This window comes from Pseudomonas alkylphenolica (assembly GCF_004025535.1).
Classification (GTDB): Bacteria; Pseudomonadota; Gammaproteobacteria; order Pseudomonadales; family Pseudomonadaceae; genus Aquipseudomonas; species Aquipseudomonas alkylphenolica_A.
In genome coordinates this window covers 1,142,385-1,159,015 of the sequence record NZ_QJRG01000047.1, presented here as the reverse complement: position 1 = coordinate 1,159,015, position 16,631 = coordinate 1,142,385, and the positions used below count along the sequence as shown (strand labels likewise).

Sequence of the window (16,631 nt, the reverse complement as noted above, 5' to 3'; positions counted from 1 at the left end):
CATTTCCCCGAACACTGCCTGGCCTGAGAACGGCAACATGCCACAGCGCAGACGCCAACGTCCACGCCCTTGCAAGCAAGCCTCAGTACACCGCTCCTACGGGGTAGACATAGGCATTCACGTCATAAAACGGCGTGCGCTGGTAAAACCAGTGCAAGCGCGCGCTGGGACTGGCGGCGAAGACTTTGTCGTCCTTGAGCTTCTTCTCGAACTCGGCCTTCAGTTCCGGGCTTTCGGCCAGCATCTTGCGCGCCATCGGCTCCATCACGTATTCCTCGGGCTCCTCGGCCACCACCAGGGTCGAGTTGAAAAAGCCCCAGGCCCAGAACGAGTCCGGACTTTCGGGGTACAGCAGGTTAACGGCCAGTACGCCCAGCGGTTGGTCCACGTCGATCAGCACCGAGCCTGCGGGAAAGGTCTGCAAGCGCTCGAAAGGCTTGGCCACGCCGCTGACCGGCAGCCGTCCTTCATAACCGGGGATCTGATTGGCTTGCGCACGATCAGGCTCGAAACCGCCGGCTATCTTGACGTCGTCCATGCGATACAGGGTGACGGCCTTGGTCGTCGGTTGCTCCAGGGTGGTCATCTGGATGCCATGCGCCTTTAGCCGGGCGATGACCTCGCGCCACTGCCCCGGTACCACGTACTGCTGAGGACGCTTGGTGACCAGGTCGGGCTCGGTGTTGCCGGTTACCGGCACCGTCAGCTGCTTGGGCTTGTTGCTCCAGACGATGGTCTTGGCGCCGGTGATGGGTGACTGTTCGTAGCGGTAGTCGCCAACGCTGAACGGCGTTGTCTGGGCCTTTCCGGGCTTCCAGGTGAGTACCACATCCTGCTGGGTTTCCAGGCGTTCGCGGTCCTGGCGGATCGCCTCCTTGAGCGACGCCGACTGCTCGCCAATCACCTGGATCATGCTTTTGAGCATCACGTAGTTGCCCAGTACCTGGGTCTGGTACGGGTGCAGTGCATGTTGCTCGATGAGGATCGAGGGCACGTTGCGAATGTCACCGTACTGGTTGGAAAACCGGGCAAAGTCGGTGCGGTACGGGTAGTAACCCTGGGTCGGGTCCTGGTTGTCGTTGAGGCTGATGCACTCGTGCACCACATGGCCATCGGCCTGCAGCGCGGCGTACACCGGTGCGCGCATGACGTTGTCCATCCAGGCGCTGCTGGCCGGCGACCAGCCGTTGCCGTTGTGGCAATAGGAGCTGTCGTAGGGGTACATCGCACCGTCGGTGGAATGGGTATCGGCAAAAAAGCTCAGGTCATAGGTGTTGAACACCCAGGCCACGTTGCGGATCTCGGCGCTGTCGAGCTTGGTAAAGTCGCGGTTGAGGTTGTAGTTCAAACCGTTGACCCGCCAACCGGTTTCCTGCGGGCCGTTCTGGTTGATCCGCCCATAGGCGCTGCGGCGCAGGTCGCCGTCGATGTTGACGGTGGGAATAAAGAGAATGTTGACCTTCGCCAGCAGGTCGGCGAGCGGCTTTTCGCCCGTGGTCATGTCGCGCAGCAGCATGAACATCGCGTCCTTGCCATTGGCCTCACCCGGATGGATTTCTGCTTCAACGAAAATCGTCGGCTTGCCCGACTCGTTGAGCCCGGCCGGCGACTTGTCGACTTCCAGCGAGGCGATGGCCATGACCATCGAATGGCCTTCGGCACTTTTTTCCGGCAGGTCATGCAGGACAATGCTGCCACCGGACGCCGCCGCCAGTTTGGTCAGGTAGTCGCGGGTCTGCAGGTAATTGCTGGTCTGGTTGAACTGGCTGGCTTCAGCCTCGGTGATCAGCGGGTCATCCGCTGCGGCGATGTACCGCGTGCTGGTCAGGGTCTGCTCGAACATCGCCGGCAGAATGCGCTGCTTGGCGGCCTGCAGGTAGCCGCTATCGTCAATATAGGACGGTGCGCTGGGCAACGCGGCCAAGGCCGGCAGGCACATGCCCATCAACATCGCGACATACAGAGGCTGCAAAAGCGGTTGTTTCATGATGAATCCCTATCATGAGTGGCAGTCGCCACATTAAACCTAAATTCACCGCCAGACGAGGGTCATGCCGCGATGCTCGACAACCTGTTATTCCCCCTCCCTGCTGCAACAGCGCAGGAGCATTTCGACGAACTGCTGACCCGACCGGGCCTGCGTATCGAACGGATCGTCTCCCATGGCCAGGCCAGCCCGGCCGGGTTCTGGTATGACCAGCCGCAGGACGAGTGGGTGCTGTTGCTCAGCGGCTCGGCAGGTTTGCGCCTGGAGCATGAAGCCAGCGTGCGCGTGCTCGGCCCGGGCGACGTTGTCGAGATCCCGGCGCACTGCCGGCACCGGGTGGAATGGACCGACAGCCATCAGGCCAGCGTGTGGCTTGCGGTGCATGTGGGGTAGTAATTCGCGGGTAAACCCGCTCCCACAGGTGCACTGCAGGTCCCCTGTGGGTTTACCCGCGAAGTCAGGCTGAAAGGCTCAGGTAGGGCTGCTCTTCGCCGGGGCTGCGATCAAAGTGACGCTTGTACTCACGGCTGAACTGCGAGGTGCTTTGATAACCGACCCGGTGCGCCACCTGCGCCACGCCCATGCCTTCGCCGATCAGCATCTGCTGGGCCTTGAGCAGGCGCAATCGCTTGAGGTACTGCATCGGTGACAGCAGAGTGCAGCGCTTGAAGTGCTCATGGAAAGTCGATGCACTCATGTTGGCGCAACCGGCCAGGGCCTCGACGCTCAACGGCTCGGCATAGTGTTCACGCAGGTAGCTCAACGCTGCGGCGATACGCGCGAAGTGGCCCTGTTGCTCCACCAGCGCTCGCAATACCCCCGCCTGTGGTCCGCGCAGTGCCACATAGAGCACTTCGCGTACCCGCGCGGCGCCCATCACCTGGCTGTCGAGCGGATCCTGCAAGCAGCGCAGCAGGCGTTCGACACTATCGCGCATGGCGTCGTCCAGCGCAGCAGACGTCATCGACTCGGGTGTCTGTGCCTGGACCGCCTGATCACCCGGCAAGTCCATGTTCTGCACCAGCTCACCCAGCACCCCGCGGTCGATCGCCACGGACACCCCGAGCAATGGCTCGTCGGCCGTAGCAAAGGTCTCGCACATGAACGGCACCGACAGCGCCTGCACCAGGTAATGCCCGGCGCCGTATTCCAGGGTACGCGGCCCCAGGCGCGCCAGCTTGCTGCCCTGGGCGAGGATCATCAGGCTCGGCTCGTAAATCTGCGGGCTGCTTGCCACATAGTGGCTTGCCGAAAGCACCTGCACCTGGGGCAGGCGTGTGTCGACAAAGCCCGGCCGTACCGCCAGGGCGCGGATCAGGGAGCACAAGGTGGCGTTGGCATCAACGTGGCGAGTCAGTTGCATGGGAACCCAAGGCGGAGGAATACACACTGGCATCATCGCAGCTATGCGGCCTCGCGTATGCACATGCCAGTCATGTCCGGAGTTTTAGGCATGACAGGCGGAGGAATGGCGGTGGGCAGCCCCCCTGCCCCGGCGCAGAATCCGCAGCCTCTACCGTTTATCGTTTTACTGAGGTTTTATGTACACAGCCATCGGTTACGCCGCCCAGTCCGCCACCGCGCCACTGGCGCCTATGAGCTTCCAGCGCCGCAGCCTGCGCCCTGACGATGTGGCCATCGAGATTCTCTACTGTGGCGTGTGTCACTCCGACATTCACCAGGCCCGCAACGAGTGGGGCATTGCCGTGTACCCGCTGATGCCGGGTCACGAGATTGTCGGCCGGGTCAGCGCAATCGGTGCCCAGGTCAGCCGCTACCAGGTAGGAGACCGTGTCGGCGTTGGCTGCATGGTCGACTCCTGCCAACACTGCGACGCCTGCCGTTCGGACCTCGAGCAGTACTGCCTGGAAGGTCCGACCATGACCTACGCCACGCCTGACCGGGTGGACGGCAGCAACACCATGGGCGGTTACTCCGACAGCATCGTGGTCAGCGAGCGTTTCGTCTTGCGCATCCCCGACGCCCTGGACCTGGCGGGCGCGGCACCGATCCTCTGTGCCGGCATCACCACTTACTCCCCCCTCAAGCACTACGGGGTCAAGCCGGGGCACCGTGTCGGCATCCTCGGCATGGGTGGCCTCGGCCACATGGGCATCAAGTTCGCCAAGGCCATGGGCGCCGAAGTCACCCTGTTCACCCGCTCGGCCAGCAAGGCCGAAGAAGCGCGGCGCCAGGGTGCCGATCATGTCATCGTGTCGACCGACGCCGCACAGATGCAGGCAGCAGCCGAGCACTTCGACTTTCTGCTCGACACCATCCCGGTTCAGCACGACCTCAACCCCTACCTGCAGACCCTGAAGTTCGACGGTGTGCACATTCTGGTGGGGCTGATCGAACCGGTGGACCCGGCCCTGCATGCGGCCAATCTGGTGCTCAAGCGCCGGGTGCTGGCCGGCTCGCTGATCGGCGGTATCGCCGAGACCCAGGAAGTGCTGGCGTTCTGCGCCGAGCATGACATCCGCTGCGATATCGAGATGCTCGACATTCGCCACATCAACGAAGCCTACAGCCGGATGATTGCCGGGGATGTGAAGTACCGCTTCGTAATCGATATGGCCACGCTCAAGGCCTGATGCAGTTGCCGGCGCCTTTCCAGGCGCCGGCTACCTGCACCTTAGGCGCCGCTGTACAGCCCTTCATTGCGCAGTTCGGCAGCGGTGTCGAGGATGCACTGGCGCAAGATCTCGACAATCTCGTCCACCTGGGCATGGGTGATGATCAGCGGCGGCGACATCACGTTCAAATGCATGATCGGCCGCACCAGCAAGCCTTTGGCCTGGGCACGACGGTGGATGCGCTCACCGATGTTGACCGCATCGGCAAACAGCGCCTTGCTGGCCTTGTCGGCGACAAACTCGACGCAAGCCATCAGCTTCATGCAGCGCACATCCCCCACCAGCGGCAGTTCACGCAGGCTTTGCAGGCGCTGCTCAAGATAGCCGCCAACGTCCTTGACGTGATCGAGCAGTTGCTCACGCTCGATGATCTCGATGTTCTTCAACGCTGCGGTGCAGCACACCGGGTGCCCGCTGTAGGTAAAGCCATGGGTAAAGCAGCGGCCCTTGCCCGGCTCGGCGATCACTTTCCAGATACGGTCGGAAAAGATGCACGCGCCCAACGGCAGGTACGCCGAGGTCAGCCCCTTGGCGGTGGTGATGATGTCGGGCTGCACACCGAACAGTTCTTCACTGGCAAAGAAGGTGCCCAGGCGTCCGAAGGACGTCACCACTTCATCTGCCACAAAGAGGATGTCGTAGGTCTGACACACCTGCCACATGCGCAGGAAATAGTCCTTGGGCGGGATGATCACCCCGCCCGAGCCCATGATCGGCTCGGCAAAGAAGGCGGCGACATTGTCCGCACCCAGCGAGAGGATCTTGTCTTCGAACTCGGCGACCAGGAACTCGAGGAACTGCGCCTCGTCCATGCCATCCGGCGCCCGGTACGGGTTGGGGTTGGACACGTGGTGGATCAACGGATGCGCGTAGTCGAATTCCGGCACCCGGTCGGCGGCCTTGTTGCCGATCGACATGGTCAGGGTGGTGGAGCCGTGATAGGCGTTGTAGCGGGCAATGATGTGCTTCTTGTGCGGCTTGTCGCGGCAGTTCTGGTAGTACTGGATCAGCCGGTAGGCAGTATCGACCGCGGTGGAGCCCCCGGTGGTGAGGAACACGTGATCAAGGTCGCCCGGCGCCAGTTGCGCGAGCTTTTCGCAGAGTTCGATAGCGACGTTGTTGGCCATGTCCGAGAACGGGTTGGAATACGCCAGCTGGCGGACCTGGTCGGCAATCGCCAGGGCCATTTCCTCACGCCCCAGGCCGATGTTGGTGCACCACATGCCGCCCACGGCATCGAGGAAGCGGTTACCGTCGGTGTCGCGGATGTAGGCGCCCTCCCCGGCAACGATGTTCAGTGCTCCCTGTTCGCGGTGCTCGTCGAACATGTGATAGCCGTGCATGTAGTGGGCCTTGTCGGCTTCCACCAGCGGGTCATGGGCAAGCGGTGTTGCGAACGCGTTGTTTGACGTAGCCATGGTCAGTTCCTTGGCGAAGGGAAATGGAAGGTTTTACAGACCGGTCTTGACCGTGCTCCAGACCCGGGTGATGGCACGCATGTCACGCGCATCCTGGGTTTTCTGGGCAAACAGGCGTTCCCGGGTGGCGTCGTCGGGGTAGATCGCCGGGTCGTTGCGGATGTCCGCCTGCACCAGGGTGGTGGCCGCCGCATTGCTGTTGGCGTAGCGGATGTAGTTGGTCACCTGGGCCATGGTCTGCGGCTGCAGCAGGAACTCGATGAAGCGGTGGGCATTGGCGCTGTGCGGGGCGTCTTTGGGCAGGTAAAGGTTGTCGAACCAGATCAGCGAACCTTCCTTGGGGATGAAGAACGACAGTTTGATGTCTTTCTTCGCTTCCTCGGCGCGAGCCTGGGCGATGGCGTAGTCGCCCGACCAGGTCAGGGCCATGCACACATCGCCATTGGGCAGGCTGGTGAGGTAGTTCACCGAGTCGAATTTCTTGATATAGGGGCGAATATCCAGCAGCAGCTTCTCGGCGGCCTTGAGGTCGGCCGGGGCGGCGCTGCGCGGGTCTTTGCCGAGGTATTTGAGCGCGAGCGGGATCACTTCGGTGGGCGCGTCCATCAAGGTTACGCCACAGTCGGCGAAACGCGAGACGATTTTCGGATCGAACAGCATCGCCAGCGAGCCGATCGGGGCGTCGGGCATGCGCGCCTTGATCTTGTCGACGTTGTAGGTCACGCCGTTACTGCCCCAGGTATAGGGCGCCGAATAGGTCAGGCCCGGGTCGTAGCCTTGCAGGGCCTGCACCACCTGGGTGTCGAGGTTGTGCCAGCTGGGCAGCTGTTGTTTGTCGAGGGCCTGGAATACCCCGGCCTTGATCAACGGTGGCGCCAGGGAGGCATTGAGCATGACCAGGTCATAGCCGGAGCGGCCGGTCAGCAATTTGGTCTGCACGGTTTCGTAGCCGTCGAAGGTATCGTAGATCACCTTGATGCCAGTGGCCTTCTCGAAATCGGCCAGCGTAGTTTCGCCGATGTAGTCCGTCCAGTTGTACAGCCTGAGTGTGTTGCTGGCGTCCACTTCAGCGGCCAGGGTGACCATGGCCGAGGATGCCAGCAACATACCGCACATCACCTTCATTGCCTTGCGCATTAGCAACTCCGTCGTGTGACTGCTCGGGATGAGCCGATGGGGTTACTATCTGACCATTCGCGGGCCGCGACCATAACCCGAATGGGTAGGTGGTCGCAGGCACGCATCGGTCAAGCCAGGGGGTACAACGCCTCGTCGAACTGCGACAAGCGCGGAAAGGTCAGCGGCTGGTCATCCGACAGGTGCTGCAGGCGCTGCTGATAACTGCGCAGGAAGTCTTTGCGTGCCTCGTCATTGATGTACGGCACATGCCACGCCACAAACGGCTCCAGCACATCAAAGCCGACATACGCCAGGGTGCCGCGCAGAATCGGACGCAGCATGTCCTCCAGCGGCCCGTGAATCGCCCCTTCGCCGAACATGTGCTCGCGCCCGCCAAGGGTCACCGTCACCAAGGCCTTTTTGCCCGCCAGTCCGCCCTGGTCATAGAAGCGCTTGCCGCCATAACAGACGCCCGACACCAGCACCCGGTCGATCCAGCCCTTGAGGATGGCCGGTGCCGAGAACCAGAAAATCGGGAAGTTCAGCACCACCAGGTCGGCCCACAACAGCTTGTCCAGCTCGGCCTGGATATCGGCGGCAATCGAGCCGCTCTTGACCCCCAGGCGCTGCTCCAGGGCATATACCAGGTACTCGGGATTCTCGCGGGTGGCAAAATCGTCGGCACTGGCCACCGGGTTCCAGTTCATGGCGTACAGGTCGCTGACCTGCACCTGGTGCCCTTGCGCCTGGAAGGTGTCCACGGCGGTGTCACGCAAGGCGGCAGTAAAAGATTGCGGCTCGGGATGAGCGTGAACGATCAAGACATTCATCTGGAATTTCCTTAAACAGGTTGCAATGTAGAAGGTGCTGCGCGGCTGGCCAGCAGGCGATTGAGCCAGTCCGGGTCCATTTCCGGCTCGGACGAGAACAGCAGCCCGGTGTAGTCGCGGTACGGCGGGCTGAAAATGGCATCACGGCTACCGTGATCCACCACGCGCCCGCGCTGCATCACCAGCACTTGGTCGGCGATGGCGCGCACGGTGGCCACATCGTGGGTAATGAACAGGTAGGCCACCCCCAGTTGCTGCTGGATGCGGTTGAGCAGCTTGAGCACGCCCTCGGCTACCAGTTGGTCCAGCGCCGAGGTGACCTCGTCGCAGATGATCAACTGCGGTTCTGCAGCCAGCGCGCGGGCGATGCAGATACGCTGCTTTTGCCCGCCGGACAGCTCTCGCGGCTGGCGCTCCATGTACACCGCCGGGTCCAGTTCGATCATTTCCAGCAACTCGGCCACCCGTTTGCGCATGGCCTGGCCCTTGAGCCCGAGGTAGAAGGTCAGCGGCCGGCCGATGATGTCGACGATGCGTTGGCGTGGGTTCAACGCGGTGTCGGGAATCTGGTAGATCATCTGGATTCGGCGCAGTTGCTCCTTGCTGCGGCGGCGAAAATCGGCCGGCAAGGCTTCACCGTCATACAGCACCTGCCCCGCCGTCGGCGGCAGCAAGCCGGTGATCAGGCGCGCGGTGGAGCTTTTGCCACTGCCGGACTCGCCGATCACCGCCAGGGTCTGGCCGCGATGGAGCGTGAGCGAGACATCATGCAGCACCGGTTGCTGGCCATAACTGGCACACGCCTGGCGTACCTCCAGCAACGGCCGTTGCTGCGCCGCACAGATTTTCGGGTCGGTGCGGAAACTGCGCACCGCCCACAGCGATTTGGTGTACTCCTGCTGCGGCGCGTTCAGCATGCTGCGGGTGTCGGCCTCCTCCACCAGCTTGCCGTGGCGCAAGACCATGATGCGGTCGGCCATCTGCGCCACCACCGCCAGGTCGTGGCTGATGTACAACGCGGCGCTGCCGTAGGTTTTGACGACGTCACGTATCGCCGCCAGCACTTCGATCTGGGTGGTGACGTCCAGCGCCGTGGTCGGTTCGTCGAAGACGATCAGGTCCGGGTGGCAGGCTATGGCCATCGCCGTCATCACCCGTTGCAGCTGGCCACCGGAGACCTGGTGCGGATAGCGCTGGCCGATCTGCTCGGGGTTGGGCAAGCGCAGCACGCGGTACAGCTCTACCGCTTCGGCTTCGGCCTGGGCACGGTCGATACCGCCGTTCTTCACCGCGGTTTCGACATGCTGATCGATCAGGCGGTGAGCCGGGTTGAACGAGGCCGCAGCGCTCTGGGCCACATAGGCGATTCGCAGGCCGCGCAGCTTGCGCAAGGCTTCAGCACGGGCGCCGACCAGCTCCATGCCGTCAAAGCGCACCGAACCACCGGTGATCCGGCAGCCGTCGCGCACATAGCCCATCGATGCCAGGCCCAGCGTCGACTTGCCCGCCCCCGACTCGCCGATCAAGCCCAGCACCTCACCGCGTTGCAGGGTCAGGTCAATGCCTTTGAGCAACGGATGCCAGGCGTCTTCATAGTGACCTTCGATGCGCAGGTCGCGGATTTCCAGCAGCGGCTTTTGAATATTCACTTGGGTCATGCTCAGCACTCCTTGAGGCCGCTGGATGCGTGCAGCACCCAGTCCACGACGAAATTGACGCTGACGGTGATCAGGGCCACGGCCAGGGCCGGCAACAATGGGCTGATATCGCCGAAGGTGATCAGCACCGCGTTGTCGCGCACCATGCTGCCCCAATCGGCTGTTGGCGGCTGGATACCCAGGCCCAGGAACGACAGCGCACTGATGAACAGGAATACAAAGCAGAAGCGCAAACCGAACTCGGCAATCAACGGGGCCGCGGCATTGGGCAGCACCTCGCGGCTGACCAGCCACCACAGCCCTTCCCCGCGCAGCCGCGCTGCTTCGACAAAGTCCTGGACCACCACGGTCATGGCCACCGCCCGCGACAGGCGAAACACCCGTGTGGCGTCCAGCAGGGCAATCACCAGCACCAGCGAGGTGGCGGTGGTGCCAACCACACTGAGGATCAGCAAGGCGAAGATCAACTGCGGGATGGCCATGAGAATGTCCACCACCCGCGACAGGCCCTGGTCTACCCAGCCGCCCTTGATCGCCGCCACCAGCCCGCAAAAGCCGCCCAAGGCAAAGGCCAGAACGGTCGTCAGAAAGGCGATCCCCAGGGTGTTGCGGGCACCGTAGACCAGGCGGCTGAACATATCGCGCCCAAGGTTATCGGTGCCCAGCAGGAACTCGCTGCCCCACGGTGCGAAGCCCTCGCCGACCACCTGGGTCTCGCCGTAGGGCGCCAGCACCGGCGCAAACAGCGCCACCAGCACGTACAGGACAATCACCGCCAGGCCGAACTTGGCACTCAGCGGTGCGCGCAGCAGTTGCTTGAACAGGCTCATGGCTTACCCCTTCGGATGCATCAGGCGTGGGTTGCTGGCAATCGACAGCACATCGGCCGTGGTATTGAGCAGGATGTAGGTGGCGGCAAAGATCAGGCTGCAAGCCTGCACGACCGGGATGTCGCGCTTGGCCACCGAGTCGACCAGCAACTGGCCGAGCCCCGGGTAGACAAATACCACCTCGACCACCACCACACCCACCACCAGGTAAGCCAGGTTCAGCGCCACAACGTTGATGATCGGCGCCAGGGCATTGGGCAAGGCATGGCGGAAGATGATCCGCGCCGGGCTGATACCCTTGAGCCGGGCCATCTCGATATAGGGGCTGGCCAGCAGGTTGATCAGCGCCGCACGGGTCATGCGCATCATCTGCGCGACCACCACCAGGCTCAGGGTCAGCACCGGCAACAGTGAACGCTCCAGCACTTCGCCAAAGCTGGCGCCCGGGGCGAGGTTGGAGATGCTTGGCAACCAGTTGAGCTTTACTGCGAACACCAGGATCAGGATGTAGGCGACAAAGAACTCGGGGAACGACACCGCACTCAAGGCGCTGGTATTGAGCAGCCGGTCGAACCAGCTGTTGCGGTACAGCGCCGCGAGTATGCCCAGCAACAACGCCACCGGCACCGACACCAGTGCCGCCAGCGCGGCCAGGCTGAAGGTGTTGGCCAGCCGGCTGGCAATCAGCTCGGCAATCGGCCGCTGGTTGGCCAGCGACACGCCAAGGTCACCGTGCAGCAAGTGCCAGGCCCACTGGCCGAAGCGGGTCAGTGCCGGTACATCCAGGCCCAGCTGGGCACGCAGTGCGGCAACGGTTTCGGGCGTGGCAGCCTGGCCGAGCATGGCCTCGGCGACGTCGCCAGGCAGCATGCCCACGGCCAGGAAGATGATCACCGCCACCGCAAACAGCGACAACAGGCCCAGGGCCAGGCGCTGCACAAGCAGTTTGTAAAGACTATTCACCGGACAGCTCCTCGAACAGACACAACGAAAGGTGACGCGGCAGGTCCGGCCCTCAGGCCTGCCACCAGCGTTCGATCAGGCGCAGGCCGTCCAGCTCACCGTAAGGCGCAGTCCCTCCGCCGTGGGTAACGCGCCTGGAGCGTGCGGCCACAGAGCTGGCAAACAGCGGCACGATGGCACCGCCGTCGTCGCGACACAGGGCCTGCATTTCGTTGTACATCTCCTGGCGCAGCGGCGCGTTCATCTCGCCACGGGCGGCATTGAGCAGTTCGTTGAAGCGCGTGTTGTCCCAGTGCGTTTCGTTCCAGGCCGCACCCTTGGCGTAGCCAATGCTGAACATGCGGTCGGCGGTCAGGCTGCTGTAGAAGAACGAGGTGGTGAAGGGTTGCTTCATCCACACGTTGCTGAAGAAACCGTCGGCCGGCTCGCGCACCACATCGATATCGATACCGGCCTGACGCGCCTGCTCCTTGAACAGCACCGAGGCATCCACCGCACCGGTGTAAGCGGCATCGGAGGCCTGCAGGCGCACCTTGAGCGAATCGACCCCAGCCTGGCGCAGGTAGAAGCGCGCCTTGTCCGGGTCGTAGGCGCGTTGCTCCAGTGAGCTGTTGATGAAGCGGCTGCCGGGCTGGATCGGGTGATCGTTGCCGATCTGGCCGTAGCCATAGAGCACCGAGGCGAGCAAGGTTTCGCGGTTGATCGCATGCTTGAGGGCCAGGCGGATGTTGTTGTCCTGGAACTGCGTGCTGTCGGTCAGCATCGGGAAGGTGTAGTGCTGGGCGCCTTTGGTTTCCTCGATGGCCAGGTTGGGGTTGCGCTTGAGCAAGGCCACGGTTTTCAGGTCGACCTTGTTGATCACATCGACTTGACCGGTGACCAGCGCGTTGACCCGCGCCGCGCCATCGGCAATGGCCAGCAATTCGGCGCTGGCAAAATGCGCCCTGCCCGCTTTCCAGTAGTCCGGGCGACGCTCCAGGTCCATGCGCACGCCGGGCTCGAAGCCTTTGAGGCGGTAGCCGCCGGTACCGACGCCAGACTGCCAGTCGGCGACGCCGTCCTTGGCTGGCATGATCGCCAGGTGATAGTCGGCGACCACGTAGGCGAAGTCGACGTTGCCCGAATGCAGTTCGAACACCACGGTGTCGTTGCCCTCGGCGCGTACCTGGGCCACATCACCGAGCACGGTCTTGGCCGCCGAGGTGGACTTGTCGCCCAGGTGATGCTGGATCGAGGCGACGACGTCATTGGCATCCAGGGTCTTGCCGTTATGGAAGGTCACGCCCTTGCGCAGGATGAAGGTCCAGATGCGCGCATCGGGGCTCAGTTCCCAACGCTCGGCCAGTTCCGGAATGGCGCTGCCGTCCACGGCGATTTCGCTGAGGGTGTTGTACACCGCCGAGAAACCGACAAAGGTGAAGGTATCGGCCCAGGTCCCCGGGTCCCGCGAGTCGGTAGTACTGCCACCGGCCAGGCCCATGCGCAGCACACCACCGGCTTTTGGGCTGGTCTCTTCGGCCCAGCCGCGCATCGGCAAGCCAAGGCTGAAGGCACCGGCCACGGCAGCTGCCGTGGCGCTGAATTTGAGAAAATCGCGACGCGGCAAGCCGCTGTCGTGCATCGCTTGAGTAATTTTGTTGTTGTTATCGCTCATGGCATTGCCTCTGTTGAACCGCAGAGAAAAGGATTCAGCCAACCTCGCACGCATCGATGCTGCAAATATTTGTATTTGTCATCGTGACAATTACATTAGACTCAATCACACACCGCTGCCAAGCCCCTTTCAGGATGGAATTTTCAAAGGATTCTGCAGACCATGAGCCAGTCGACTCGCCTGATCACCGCCTCGTACATTCTGTCGTTCGTGGCTGCCAACGCCCCGCAGAAGCTGCGTACCGAGACTATTGCCAAATGGGTCAAGACCCATCCCACGCGCGTGCGCAGCCTGGTCTCGCTGATGGTCAAGGCCAACATCCTCAAGTCCTGGCGTGGCGCCCACGGCGGCCTGACCCTGGCCCGTCCGGCCAGTGAAATCACCCTGCGCGAGGTGTACGACGCAGTGCAGGAAAGCTCGTTGATCGCCGAGAAGATCGACAACCCCTTCTCCGGTATGGAAGACCACTGCAAAGTGTTCGAGGTGTTCACCCGGCTGTTTGCGATGCTGGAGGCCAACATGCGCCTGGACCTCGGTGCGATCACTGCCGACCAGTTGTTTGTGGCGTTCGATACGCCCAAGGAACACGCCAACGTGTAGGAAATTCTTACCGGCTTTTTCGCGGGTAAACCCGCGAAGAGGCCAGCAAAAACAACACATCACTGATGGCCTGGTGCAAATTCCGCACCGGCATCTGCAGCGCCTCTTACCCGCGGGCCTCGGCCTCCATCAACTCTGCCGCGCAACGGGCAATGCGCTGGCAGGCATCACGCAGCGGCTCGTCACCGAGTACCAGCCCCAAACGGATATGCCCCGCCGCACTCGGCCCAAAGGCCTCGCCCGCCAGCACCGATACACCGTGACGGTCCAGCAAGCGGTTAGAGAAGTCCTGGGCGCTGAGGCCGGTTTCGCGAATGTCGACCATCACGAACATGCCGCCGTCAGGTTTGAGCGCCTTCAGCCCCGGGTTATCCGCCAGGCACTCGCAGACCAGGTCACGACGCTGACGATAGGCGTCGCGCATCGCAACCAGCGCTGGCAACGGTTGCTCCAGCGCCACCACGGCGGCGTCCTGGATAAAGTCCGGCGAGCCATACAGCATGCACAACGCGAGGTTCTCCAGGTGTGTGGCCAGCGCCGTCGAACCCACCACCCAGCCTACCCGCCACCCCGTCATGGCATGCGACTTGGACAGGCTGTTCAAGGTCGCCGTGCGCTCGGCCATGCCCGGCAGGCTGCCGGGGCTGATGTGTTCACCCTCGTAGAGCAACTCGCTGTAGACCTCGTCACTGATCAGCCACAGGTCATGGGCGATGCACAGTTCCGCCAGTGCCTCCCAGGTCGAACGCGGCAGGCTTGCACCCGAAGGGTTGTGCGGACTGTTCAACGCCAGTGCCCGGGTGCGCGGGGTGATGCGCGCGGCAACATCCTCGGGGCACACGCGAAAGCCGTTCTCGGAACGCACCGGCACCGGCACCACGGTGGCGCCACAGGCGCCGAACACCGCTTCATAGGTGACATACATCGGTTCGGCGACAATTACCTCGTCACCGGGGTTCAGCACGCACTGGGCCACACAGAACAGTGCGCACTGCGCACCCGCCAGCACCGTTACCTGGTCGGCATCGACCGGCTGGCCGCTGCGTTGCTGGTGACGGCCGGCGATGGCCTGACGCAGCGCGAGTTTGCCGCGCACATCCGAATAATGCGTGTGGCCGTTGTGCAGGCTGTCGACGGCAGCCTGAACGATGGGCGCCGGGGTGTCGAAGTCCGGATCGCCAACCGACAACAGGAGGATGTCCTGACCTTGCGCCTGCAGGTCGAGGGCACGGTAGTGAATATCCCAGGCGGCGGCGCCGTCACCGGCAATGCGTTGGGTCAGAGCGGAAAAGCGCATGGCAATCTTCCTGAATGGGGTGGACGTCAGCGAGCGCAGGCATGCTTGAGCTCGATCAGGGTCACGCTGTTGCGGGCAAAGCCGGCGCGCAGCTCTTGTTGCAGTTCATCGAGGCTGCGGGGCTGGGCCACGGTGCAACCATACGCCCGCCCGAGCCCGGCAAAGTCCGGATTGCGCGGCAGCACCCCGATCGGCTCGATATCCAGGTTGAGCATGTCGTCGCGGATCTGCCCCAGCGCATCGTTGTTCCACAACAGCACTACCAGCGGCCGGTCCAGCTCTTCGACGGCCGTGGCCAGTTCCTGCGCGGTGTAAAGGAAGCCGCCGTCGCCCACCAGCACCAGGCCCGGACGATCCTCAGTGGCAAACATGCCGCCAATCCCCGCCGGCACGCCGTAACCCAGGGTCCCGTAGCCGGTCGGGTGCAGCCAGCTGCGCGGTGCCCGGCTGGCGAAGGCATAGTTGCCGGTATAGGCCAGTTGGGTCATGTCCGTGCTGATAAAGGCGTTAGCCGGCAGTTCCGCGACCACCCGGTCGAGAATCGCCTGGTGAATGGTCTGCAACGGGCCATGGCTGTCCCTGACGGCTTGGCGCAAGGTGGCGACTTTGGCGACGGCCGCCTCGGGGTCACGCTGGCTGTCCGGCAAATGCTCCAGCAACGCGCCGACGGTCAGCCGCGCATCGCCCTGCAACGCCAGCGCGCAGGGATAGAAGTCGTTGAACTTGCGTGAGTCGATGTCCACCCGCAGCAGCTCGCCGTTGAGCTCCAGGCGCTCGCGCCAGAAATCGGTATCGGCCATCTCGGTGCCCACCGCCAGAATCACGTCGGCTTCGGCGATCAGTTTCCACCCGGGTTCGACACACAGGCTCGCGCCGGCATTCAGCGGTGCCTCTGGCGCCAGCAGGCCCTTGCCGGCAACGCTGGTAAACAGCGGCGCCGCCAAGCGGGCGCTCAGCTGTTGCAGGACATCGGCGGCCTGCAGTGCCCCGCCACCGGCGATGATCATCGGCCGTTTGGCCGCTGCCAGTTTTACCGCCGCCTGCTCCAGAACGTTGCTGGACGGCAGGCCGCGACCAGGGCGGCGAACCACCTCAGTGCTCCAGTCACGAGTGACCGGCGCCGCCAGCACATCCAGCGGCACGGAAATATGCACCGGCCGTGGCCGCTCACTGTCGAACACCGCATAGGCACGGGCAACCAGCTCGGGCAGGTCCTCGGCGCTCAAGGCCACGGCGGAAAACGCGGTGATCGGCGCGGTCATCGCGCGCTGATCCTGGGTCTCGTGCAGGCAGCCCCAGCCCTTGCCCAGGCTGGCCGTGTGGTTGACGCTGGAAATCACCAGCATCGGGATCGAGTCGGCGTAGGCCTGGCCGATCGCGGTCGCGGCGTTGGTGACACCGGGACCGGTGATGACAAAGCACACGCCGGGCTTGCCGCTGACCCGGGCATAGCCGTCAGCCATAAAGCCTGCGCCCTGTTCATGGCGGGTAAGGACGTGACGGATGCCGCTGCCCGGCAGGCCACGGTACAACTCCAGGGTGTGCACCCCGGGAATGCCGAACACAGTATCGACACCGTAGTTGGCCAGCAGGCGGACCAGGGCCTGGCCACCGGTCAATGGAGTATTGTGCATGTTGT

At 63.2% G+C, this 16,631-nt stretch carries 14 protein-coding genes; 3 read left to right on the top strand and 11 right to left on the bottom strand.

Annotation, left to right across the window (positions count from 1 at the left end; all coding sequences use genetic code 11):
• Positions 1-82: 82 nt before the first annotated feature.
• Positions 83-1,987: a M14 family metallopeptidase gene (locus tag DM813_RS20685; RefSeq protein WP_128325227.1), complete on the bottom strand. Its 1,905-nt coding sequence runs from the start codon at positions 1,985-1,987 to the stop codon at positions 83-85.
• Between the two features lie 72 nt (positions 1,988-2,059).
• Here DM813_RS20685 and DM813_RS20680 point away from each other — a divergent pair, with 72 nt between their 5' ends.
• Positions 2,060-2,380: a cupin domain-containing protein gene (locus DM813_RS20680; RefSeq protein WP_128325226.1), complete on the top strand. Its 321-nt coding sequence runs from the start codon at positions 2,060-2,062 to the stop codon at positions 2,378-2,380.
• A 64-nt stretch (positions 2,381-2,444) separates the two neighbouring features.
• Here the strand turns inward: DM813_RS20680 and DM813_RS20675 are convergent, their stop codons facing one another.
• The gene (locus DM813_RS20675) at positions 2,445-3,350 is read right to left on the bottom strand and encodes an AraC family transcriptional regulator (protein ID WP_128325225.1); all 906 of its coding nucleotides are present in this window, start codon (positions 3,348-3,350) and stop codon (positions 2,445-2,447) included.
• 178 nt (positions 3,351-3,528) lie between these two features.
• Here DM813_RS20675 and DM813_RS20670 point away from each other — a divergent pair, with 178 nt between their 5' ends.
• The gene (locus tag DM813_RS20670) at positions 3,529-4,581 is read left to right on the top strand and encodes an NAD(P)-dependent alcohol dehydrogenase (RefSeq protein ID WP_128325224.1); all 1,053 of its coding nucleotides are present in this window, start codon (positions 3,529-3,531) and stop codon (positions 4,579-4,581) included.
• 41 nt (positions 4,582-4,622) lie between these two features.
• Here the strand turns inward: DM813_RS20670 and DM813_RS20665 are convergent, their stop codons facing one another.
• The 7 genes from DM813_RS20665 to DM813_RS20635 all read right to left on the bottom strand — a co-directional run bounded on the left by DM813_RS20665 (position 4,623) and on the right by DM813_RS20635 (position 13,095).
• Positions 4,623-6,041, bottom strand: coding sequence for an aminotransferase (locus DM813_RS20665; RefSeq protein WP_128325223.1), 1,419 nt, complete (start codon positions 6,039-6,041; stop codon positions 4,623-4,625).
• Between the two features lie 33 nt (positions 6,042-6,074).
• The gene (locus DM813_RS20660; protein ID WP_128325222.1) at positions 6,075-7,178 is read right to left on the bottom strand and encodes a polyamine ABC transporter substrate-binding protein; all 1,104 of its coding nucleotides are present in this window, start codon (positions 7,176-7,178) and stop codon (positions 6,075-6,077) included.
• A gap of 110 nt (positions 7,179-7,288) precedes the next feature.
• Complete coding sequence (locus tag DM813_RS20655) at positions 7,289-7,990, bottom strand: NAD(P)H-dependent oxidoreductase (protein WP_128325221.1); 702 nt, start codon at positions 7,988-7,990, stop codon at positions 7,289-7,291.
• 11 nt (positions 7,991-8,001) lie between these two features.
• Positions 8,002-9,648, bottom strand: coding sequence for an ABC transporter ATP-binding protein (locus DM813_RS20650; protein WP_128325220.1), 1,647 nt, complete (start codon positions 9,646-9,648; stop codon positions 8,002-8,004).
• A 2-nt stretch (positions 9,649-9,650) separates the two neighbouring features.
• Positions 9,651-10,478: an ABC transporter permease gene (locus DM813_RS20645; RefSeq protein WP_128325219.1), complete on the bottom strand. Its 828-nt coding sequence runs from the start codon at positions 10,476-10,478 to the stop codon at positions 9,651-9,653.
• Between the two features lie 3 nt (positions 10,479-10,481).
• The gene (locus DM813_RS20640) at positions 10,482-11,441 is read right to left on the bottom strand and encodes an ABC transporter permease (protein WP_128325218.1); all 960 of its coding nucleotides are present in this window, start codon (positions 11,439-11,441) and stop codon (positions 10,482-10,484) included.
• 52 nt (positions 11,442-11,493) lie between these two features.
• Positions 11,494-13,095: an ABC transporter substrate-binding protein gene (locus DM813_RS20635; RefSeq protein WP_128325217.1), complete on the bottom strand. Its 1,602-nt coding sequence runs from the start codon at positions 13,093-13,095 to the stop codon at positions 11,494-11,496.
• 162 nt (positions 13,096-13,257) lie between these two features.
• On the opposite strand from DM813_RS20635, the gene DM813_RS20630 reads away from it, so the two are divergent.
• A complete protein-coding gene (locus tag DM813_RS20630) occupies positions 13,258-13,695 on the top strand; it encodes an Rrf2 family transcriptional regulator (protein ID WP_128325216.1) in 438 nt (145 codons plus the stop codon).
• Positions 13,696-13,801: 106 nt separating this feature from the next.
• On the opposite strand, the gene DM813_RS20625 is transcribed toward DM813_RS20630, so the two are convergent.
• Together DM813_RS20625 and DM813_RS20620 are read right to left on the bottom strand one after the other, a co-directional pair.
• Positions 13,802-14,992, bottom strand: a complete 1,191-nt coding sequence (locus DM813_RS20625; RefSeq protein WP_128325215.1) for a pyridoxal phosphate-dependent aminotransferase — start codon at positions 14,990-14,992, stop codon at positions 13,802-13,804.
• A gap of 26 nt (positions 14,993-15,018) precedes the next feature.
• Positions 15,019-16,626, bottom strand: a complete 1,608-nt coding sequence (locus tag DM813_RS20620; protein WP_128325214.1) for a 5-guanidino-2-oxopentanoate decarboxylase — start codon at positions 16,624-16,626, stop codon at positions 15,019-15,021.
• Positions 16,627-16,631: the final 5 nt, after the last annotated feature.